This is a genomic window from Natronococcus sp. A-GB7 (genome assembly GCF_029688865.1).
GTDB lineage: Archaea > Halobacteriota > Halobacteria > Halobacteriales > Natrialbaceae > Natronococcus.
The window spans coordinates 1-6,732 of record NZ_JARUKV010000059.1 but is presented as its reverse complement, the minus strand read 5'-3'; the positions used below and the strand labels follow the sequence as shown (position 1 = coordinate 6,732).

7 protein-coding genes and 1 pseudogene are annotated in these 6,732 nt (G+C 68.3%); 4 read left to right on the top strand and 4 right to left on the bottom strand.

All coding sequences use genetic code 11. The features are described 5' to 3' along the window. From QA609_RS24340 to QA609_RS24325, 4 genes and pseudogenes are all read right to left on the bottom strand, one after another. Nucleotides 1–243 (bottom strand): annotated as a pseudogene (locus QA609_RS24340) (hypothetical protein); the annotation flags it as partial. Nucleotides 244–412: 169 nt separating this feature from the next. Beyond that, on the bottom strand, nucleotides 413–739 hold the full coding sequence (locus QA609_RS24335; protein WP_278305208.1) for a hypothetical protein: 327 nt from the start codon (nucleotides 737–739) through the stop codon (nucleotides 413–415). Between the two features lie 202 nt (nucleotides 740–941). Beyond that, a complete protein-coding gene (locus QA609_RS24330) occupies nucleotides 942–2,123 on the bottom strand; it encodes an NAD-binding protein (protein ID WP_278305207.1) in 1,182 nt (393 codons plus the stop codon). A 24-nt stretch (nucleotides 2,124–2,147) separates the two neighbouring features. Continuing rightward, nucleotides 2,148–3,137 carry a patatin-like phospholipase family protein gene (locus tag QA609_RS24325; protein WP_278305206.1) on the bottom strand — a complete coding sequence of 330 codons (990 nt, stop codon included), beginning with the start codon at nucleotides 3,135–3,137 and terminating at the stop codon, nucleotides 2,148–2,150. 97 nt (nucleotides 3,138–3,234) lie between these two features. On the opposite strand from QA609_RS24325, the gene QA609_RS24320 reads away from it, so the two are divergent. The 4 genes from QA609_RS24320 to QA609_RS24305 are packed head-to-tail and all read left to right on the top strand — an operon-like array spanning nucleotide 3,235 to nucleotide 6,541. Next, the gene (locus tag QA609_RS24320) at nucleotides 3,235–4,509 is read left to right on the top strand and encodes a TrkA C-terminal domain-containing protein (RefSeq protein ID WP_278305205.1); all 1,275 of its coding nucleotides are present in this window, start codon (nucleotides 3,235–3,237) and stop codon (nucleotides 4,507–4,509) included. Nucleotides 4,510–4,546: 37 nt separating this feature from the next. After that, nucleotides 4,547–5,695, top strand: a complete 1,149-nt coding sequence (locus QA609_RS24315; protein WP_278305204.1) for a TrkA C-terminal domain-containing protein — start codon at nucleotides 4,547–4,549, stop codon at nucleotides 5,693–5,695. Nucleotides 5,696–5,726: 31 nt separating this feature from the next. Further along, nucleotides 5,727–6,005 (top strand): ubiquitin-like small modifier protein 1, encoded by a 279-nt coding sequence (locus QA609_RS24310; RefSeq protein ID WP_278305203.1) that lies wholly within the window; start codon nucleotides 5,727–5,729, stop codon nucleotides 6,003–6,005. After that, nucleotides 6,005–6,541 (top strand): GNAT family N-acetyltransferase, encoded by a 537-nt coding sequence (locus QA609_RS24305; protein WP_278305202.1) that lies wholly within the window; start codon nucleotides 6,005–6,007, stop codon nucleotides 6,539–6,541. Before QA609_RS24310 ends, QA609_RS24305 begins: the two co-directional genes overlap by 1 nt. Nucleotides 6,542–6,732 lie beyond the last annotated feature (191 nt).

Genomic DNA, 6,732 nt, shown 5'->3' with positions numbered 1-6,732 from the left:
GACGGTCCAGGCGTCCTCGAGCGCGTCGCCGTCGAGCGCGGTCCCGTCGGGGACGTATCTCGCGTGGCCAGCGCCGCCGTCGAACGATGGCCAGTCCTCGTCTATCCCCGGGTTGGGATCGCGGTCCGGGTCCGGCAGGTCGTCGTCGGCCGCCCCCTCTCCGGCACCGATCGACGCGAGGGCTCCCCCTGCGGTAAGCGTTGCACCGGTCGCCAGCACCGAACGCCGTCGCCACTTCGTCATACGAGCGTCGACGCCAGAATGTCTGATTACTATCCAGTTGCTACGACTGACTTGTCCCTCTTGCAACTGTTTCGGACGGACGAGAATCGAACTCACTCGACGGAACGGAACCGACTGCATCGACCCTCGAGGACGGACTCGCGGGCTCAAGCGGACCGGTCCTCGGCCGTTACCACTCCTGGCCGGCGGGTTCGGCCTGCCGCGGTTCCCCCTCCTCCCCGGTCGTCTTCTCCCCGCGGACGACGAAGTACGCGATCGCGGCGACTACGCCCAGCGGGAAGAGCAGGAACAGCAGCCCGGCGGTGCCGAGCGCCCAGAGCAGTTCGTTGTTCTCCCGTTTCGAGGCGTCCTTGTAGATCCAGTAGGCGACGCCGACCGTGATCGCCAGGAAGACGACCGAGACGGCCAACGCGATGAGGAGAAACGTCGACTCGTCCATCGGCAGCTCCTCGCCCTCCGCCTGAAGCACGAACGCCGCGTTGAGTAGCTGTAGCATCTACACCTCCTCCGGCGAACCGATCGACGACCGGCGCGGCGATCCTCGCCTCGAGCCTGAGCCGTCGCATCGGTTGACCGCTCGTTCACGTATTTTTCGTGTCATGTACTGTGGTCGTACAGTCTTCGCTACCTCAGTATATTTTTTGCGGTGGGTAGAAATGTGAGAAGAGCGTTCGGACACGGTTCGCGCCGGCTCGGAGTCACTCCGTCTCGAGCAGCCGCGAGACGACCGGCGACTCGTCCTTGCCGAGCGCCGAGCGAACCAGCAGGTGGCCGCCGAGTTCGGAGAGGCTGATGACGTCGTCCGCGCCGGCGCGCTTGAGCTTCCGGGTGTTCTCGCGGTCGGTCGCGGCGGTAACGATGCGAACGTCGGGTCGCAGCTCGCGGGCGGTCAGCACCGCGAGGGCGTCCTGGGCGTCGTCGTCGGTCGTGACGAGGACGGCCCGGGCGTGCTCGATCCGCGCTCGCCGGAGCGGATCCTCGTCGCTCGGGTTGGCCGTCAGCACGCGGATGTCGCGGTCGGAGAGTTCGCTGGCGGCCTCCTGATCTCCAGTGACGACCAGGAACTGGCGGTCCGCCTCGTGGAGTTCGTTGACGATCGGTTCGGTCAGATCCCCGTAGCCGAGCACGAGGATGTGGTCGTCCAGCAGGTCGAGTTCTGAGTCTGTCATGATGCCGAGGGTCTTCGAGAGACGAGCCTGGATCGCGGGGCCGACGAGCGATCCGATGGCGATACCGAAGCTCGCGACGCCGAGCACGACGACGGACATCGTAAAGAGCATTGCGACCTCGGTTTCGGGTCCGATGTCGCCGTAGCCGACCGTACTCGAGGTGATCAGCGTGAAGTAGAAGGCGTCGAGCAGGTGGTCGATCCCGTCGAACTGCTCGCGCAGGGCGTACGAGCCGAACGTGCCGTAGGCCTGAACGCCGACGAGGGCACCGCCGGCAGCCAGCTGGGTCGTCGCCAGCGAGAGCGAGCGGTCGAACTGCCGTCGGCTGAGCAGCAGTGTCGGAAGGGCACACACCGAGAGGACGACCAGCGGCAGCGAGTACGGGCTCGCTTGCAGCAGTCCCTGGATCGCCGTCAGCGGCAACAGCAGGAACGTCGCCCACCAGCCGGCGCGCAGTCGCCGCCTGAGCGCGAGCGCGCTCGCGAGCATCAGAAAGCCCGTAACCGCCCCCGTGAAGCCGACGGCGTTCTGGACGACGATCGGCACGTGAGCCGCGAACGGACCGAAGTCCGCCGCCTGCTGATCGATCCGCAGAATCCCCGTTGCGACCGACAGCAGGGCGACGAGCATAACGAGAACGACCGCCGCGCGGGTCGTCACGACCCAGCGCCAGTTCTCGGGCAGCCGTTCCACGATGCGTTCGCCGACCATACCTCGGCTCGGGCGCGTGGCCGATTAAACCTCTTCGTTTGCGGTCGCCTCCCGGTCGTCAAGGAACTCCGTTGCGGCCTCCTCGCCGTCCTCGAACAACCCCTCGAGAAAGTCCGGACTCCGGTCGAGTTTCGTTCGCCAACCCAGATCTGGCCGACGAAAGCGGAGTCGTTCGATCTCGGTGTGCGTGAACTTCTCGGGGAGGTAGCCCGCCTCGATCCAATTGTTAAGGTGTTCGATGAAGTCGATCTCGGCGTTTAGCGACTTGTTTCCCGAGAGCTCGTTCCGGCGATCGGCGATTCCCTCCGTCGACTTCGGGATTCGGGGTCGCGCCTGCGGGTTGATCTTGATCACCCAGATCTCGTCGGGGTCGGGGGTCTCCCGGTTGCTCACGAACTCCTTGACCGGCGGGTTCTTCGAGAACAGCCCGTCCCAGTAGTAGTTGCCGTCGACCTCCTCGGCCGGAAAGACGTACGGGATCGCGGCCGACGCCAGAATCGCCTCCGGGGAGAGTTCGTCCTCGCGAAAGAGCTTGAAACTGCCCGTAAGCACGTTGGCGGCGCTGATCAACAGCGCCGGCTCGCTCCCGTCCAGCAGTTCGGGGATGGCCTCGAAGTCGACATGGCGCTCGAGCAGGTCGAGAAACTCCCGGCGGCCCCAGAGCGCGGCAGGCGACTGGTAGGGGCTGACCTCGGGCGTGGGGACGCCCATCCGCTGGAGTCGACCGGTCCAGCGGACCGTCTCGTTGGCCAGCCGGTCGAGGGGCCCCCGCGCCGCCATGTCCGCCCAGTAGTCGGCCAGCAGCTGTCGGGGCTCGTGATCGGGGTGTTCGTGACCGTACCACGCGAGCAACGCACAGACCGCCCCGCCCGAGGTGCCACTGAAACCGACGATTTCGACGTCGTCCGCGAGGGCCTCGTCCTCGAGCAGCCGGGAGAGCACGCCGGCGGTAAACGCCGTGTGGCTACCGCCGCCCTGACATGCGATCGCAACGCGCTGTGGATCTGAACTCATCGTCTTCCTCGTTCGTTCCCGTCGGCGGCCCAAGTTCGTTCGGGCTGCGGCTCCGCGAGCCGGTACCTGTTTAACGGTCCCGTCCGATCGGCCGGTAATGACGCTGCCGGTCGAAGTACTGCTCGGTCTCTACCTCGGTCTCCTGACCGGAATCGTGCCCGCGTTCGTCTCCGGTGCGCTCGGCTTTCTCGTTCGGTACGTGACCGGCGTTACGCTGCCCGGGTTCGGTGTGGTCGTGCTGGCGCTCTCGATCGCCAGCGTCCAGGGCGGCCTGCTCGGGCTGGTCGAACCCGACATCGCCCAATCGCCCCGACTGCTGGTCGCCGTGCTGGTCGTCCTGATGCTCGCGCTGTACGCCCACAACGAGGGCGACAAACTCGGCGCCGAGCTACCGCGGCGGCTCTCGCTGTCCGGGCTGCGCCAGCGAACCCTCTCGGCCGACGTGATCGAGTTCGTCGGCGCCGCCGGACAGGTTCCGATCCGGCCCACCGGCGAGATCCGCGATATGGAGGGGTATCCGCCGCTGTCGGCCGATCTCCGCAGGACGCTCCGGACCGGATCCTGGCGGCTCCCGGCCGATCTTCCGCTCTCGGAGCTCGAGGTGCGCCTCGAGGAGCGTCTCCGAACCGACCACGAGCTCGCGGACGTCGTCGTCTCGATCGACGAGCGAGGACGCGCGACGATCGCCGCGGCGCCGTCGGCCGGCGGGCTCTCGCGACGCGTGCCGAAGGGAAAGCGGGCGGTGTCGATCGCGACGCTGGTGCCGACCGGGCTGGCACGCGGGGATCGGGTGACCGTACAGGGCGACACCCGACCGATCGCGGGGCGGGTCCTGAGCGCACGGATCGACCGGGACGACGGCCGGGAACCACCGGGGAGCCGAGAGCCGTCGGCGGAATCCGACGCGAACCGGGCCGCGTCGGACGCGGAGCGGGACGCGGCGGACTCCCCGTCCCCGTCCTCGTCTCCGGGCCCGGGCGGATCGAGCGTCGCGAGCCCCGGCGGCGTCGGCCTCGTCACGATCGCCGTCGACCGGCCGGCCGTGAAACCGCTGCTCGAGGCCGAAACGCCGCGGCTGATCGTCCGATCGCGAGGGACCAACCGGGACTTCGAGGCGTTCGCGCTCGTCAAACGCGCCGGGTACGCGATCCGTCGGCTGACCGTTGGCGCGACCGCGGAATCGGCGCCCGTCGATCCCCCGTCCGACGTGCGAGTGCTCGCGGTCCGCAGACAGGACGTCGATTCCGACGACCGTCGCCAGGGGTGGCGGTTCGTTCCGGGGGCCGAGGACCGCCTCGAAGCCGGTGACGAGATATTCGTCGCCGGTCCCGAACGGACGACCGACGCCTTCGCGGAGGCGGTCGGACGATGAGTCACCCGGCAATCGACCGTCGGCAGGGTGATCGCGCGTGATCGACCCGTTCGTCGCACAGCTCGCCCAGCCCGACCCCGCCGTCGATTCGCTGCTCGACGTTCTCGGCAGAATACTCGGCTTTACCGTCCTTGCGGCCGGCACGGCCGCAGCCGCGGCCGTGACCTTCCGGTGGTACAGCGCCGACGAACTCCCGGAGGGGGTCGGTGTCCTCGCCGGTGTCACGGCCGTCGCGATCTGGCTGAACACGAAGACCGCCCTGCAGGACGCGATCATCGGCACGACGCCGCTACTCGAGATCGAGACCGCGGTGTACACCGTCGTCGTCTTCGCCACGAGCGCGATCGCCGCGGACGGCGGGCGGCGGGTCGGAGATTACCTCGGCCGGGACGTGTTCGCGCTCGCCGCGCCGCGAACGATCGACGACGTGGGAGAGCTCGTCCGCTCGGCCGGCCGCGTGACAGCGGTGGAGCTCCCGGAGACGATCGAGGACGTCGACGGCTACGATCCCGTCGACGCGGAGACGAAGGCGGATCTCGCCGGCGAGACGTTCCTCTTTCCGCGGCACCTGCCCGTCGGACAGCTGCGCGACCGGTTGACCGCGCGCCTCGAGCGCGACTACGGGATCGGCCACGTCGACGTCGAGCTCGGAGCCGACGGCGAGATCGAGTATCTCGGACTGGGGAGCCGACCGGCGGGGATCGGGCCGACGCTGGCTCCCGGCACCGTCGCCCTCTCGGTTCGTGCGGATCCCGCCGTGGACGCCAGCCCGGGCGACGCCGTCCAGATCTGGACCAGCGACGACGGAACCCGACCGCTCGCGGTCGGCGAACTGCGGGGAACGGCCGCCGACGCGGCGACCGTCGCCGTCGACGCCGACGACGTTGGCGCGTTCGACGCCGACCGCACGTACCGACTCGTGACGCTCCCGGGAACGCCCGACGCGGAACGGGAGCTGGTGTCCGCACTCCGTGCGGCCGACGAGACGGTCACCGCGCTGGCCGTCGACGCCGGCGGTTCCCTCGACGGAACGACCGTCGACTCGCTGCCGGCGCTGGTGCTCGCGGTCGACCGAAACGGGGACGACGCCGTCGCGCTCCCGTCCGGCGACCTCCGTCTCGCGGCCGGCGACGTCGCATACGTCCTCGGCCGTCCGGAGGCCCTCCGTCGGCTCCCGGAGCGGTAGCTACTTGCCCGCGGCGCGGATAGCGCCATCCATGACCGAGTGGAAGCTGTTCGCGGATCTCGCCGAACAAGCGGGCGACAAACACGTCGCGGTCGAGGCCGACGCCGGCGACACCGTCGGCGACGCCCTCGAGGAGCTCCTCGAGGGGCGCCCCGAACTCGAGGACCGCGTGCTCGAGGACGGCGAGCTTCGCTCCCAGATCAACGTGTTGCGAAACGGCACGAACGTCTTAGTCGAGGAGGAGGGGCTCGAGACCGAACTCGAGGCCGGCGACGAGCTGGCGCTGTTCCCGCCCGTCAGCGGCGGGTGATGGAGCTCCGACGCCTTCGGCTCGACGAGGCGGCCGTCCGTCGCTACGTCGAGGCGCTGTGGCTTCCGTACCACCGCGAGCTCGAGTCGATCGTCGACGGCCACGCGCTCGCCGACGACGTCGATCTCGTCGCCGCGGAGGTCACACACCGGCTCGAGCGACTCGCGGTCGACGGCCACCGAACGTGGATCGCCGTCGACGGACTCGACGCCGACGGATCGACCGACTCGGCGTTTCGGCCCGATAGCGACGGCGATCTCGCGGGATTCGTCACGACCGACGTCGACGAGTCCCCCTCCGTTTTCGACCGTCCCGATCGGCTGACGGTCGGCGATCTCTACGTTCTCGAGTCCTATCGCGGAACGGGCCTCGTCGACACCCTCCTCGAGCGCGCCGCGGAGCGGGCTCGAGCGGTCGGCTGCGACGCACTCTCCCTCGAGGTCGACGTCGACAACGCTCGGGCGATGGCCGTCTACGAGCGACACGGATTCGAGACCGACCGTCGCCAGCTGTCGCTCCCGATCGAAGCGGACTGAACGACTAAGACGGGGTTCTCGAGGATCGGCGTCGGTTCCGGTGCTCGAGCGCTCCGGTCGCTCACCGTTCATACGGTTTACAGAAGTGCCAGGAGAAGGCCCCGAGGCGATTCACTGTAACAGTAGATAGTAGCGCTATCTTTATTCAAATTTTCACCTGAAACTGAAACAGGCGATTCGGTAACTATGTT

Bases quoted from the DNA above. Each gene is read 5' to 3' on its own strand.
- QA609_RS24335 (WP_278305208.1), bottom strand. From the start codon at position 739: ATGCTACAGCTACTCAACGCGGCGTTCGTGCTTCAGGCGGAGGGCGAG.
- QA609_RS24330 (WP_278305207.1), bottom strand. From the start codon at position 2,123: ATGGTCGGCGAACGCATCGTGGAACGGCTGCCCGAGAACTGGCGCTGG.
- QA609_RS24325 (WP_278305206.1), bottom strand. From the start codon at position 3,137: ATGAGTTCAGATCCACAGCGCGTTGCGATCGCATGTCAGGGCGGCGGT.
- QA609_RS24320 (WP_278305205.1), top strand. From the start codon at position 3,235: ATGACGCTGCCGGTCGAAGTACTGCTCGGTCTCTACCTCGGTCTCCTG.
- QA609_RS24310 (WP_278305203.1), top strand. From the start codon at position 5,727: ATGACCGAGTGGAAGCTGTTCGCGGATCTCGCCGAACAAGCGGGCGAC.
- QA609_RS24305 (WP_278305202.1), top strand. From the start codon at position 6,005: ATGGAGCTCCGACGCCTTCGGCTCGACGAGGCGGCCGTCCGTCGCTAC.